The following is a 500-nucleotide window of genomic DNA, read 5'->3' on the forward strand; positions in this document are numbered from 1 at the left end:
GAACGGCAAGCGTCGGCCCCTTCAAAATAACCGTCTCGAACAAGCTGGTATGATCCAGAATGATCTGCGTCGACGAGACGATGAGATCATGATGCTGATGCTTGATGTCGAGCAACCGTTGCGCGAGCAAGCGCGTGCTGTGGCTATAGACATAGGCAAGGTTCGCGACACACTCCCCCTCCGTCGTCGAGTTGCGATGATGCGTCTCCACGGCCTCGCGCACCAGATCGCGAACTGCCTCCGAGCGCGTCTGATACCCCTGCTCCTTGAGCATCGCATCGAACAGCGGCGCAATCCTGAGATCTAGCGAAACGGTGACGCGTTGCATCGTTGGGGAGCTCCTATTGTCCCCACATATCGCAGTGGGAGACCGCACGGTATTTTTATCCAACGCAGCTCCCCCGAATTTCTTTGCAAGCGGAGGCCACCAACTCGCCGGCGCGAAACGTACCCTTTCACGTGTGAACTTTTATAAAACACTTCATCCAAAGTGAAACGCC

Annotated in this window: 1 protein-coding gene; it reads right to left on the reverse strand. The window is 55.8% G+C overall.

From position 1 onward, the window contains the following. On the reverse strand, positions 1-328 hold a 328-nt coding region (gene nikR / locus AACY52_RS30315; protein ID WP_339561380.1), incomplete at its 3' end, for a nickel-responsive transcriptional regulator NikR. Positions 329-500 lie beyond the last annotated feature (172 nt).

The organism is Pseudomonas sp. EA_65y_Pfl1_P113 (assembly GCF_963970525.1).
GTDB lineage: Bacteria > Pseudomonadota > Gammaproteobacteria > Pseudomonadales > Pseudomonadaceae > Aquipseudomonas > Aquipseudomonas tritici.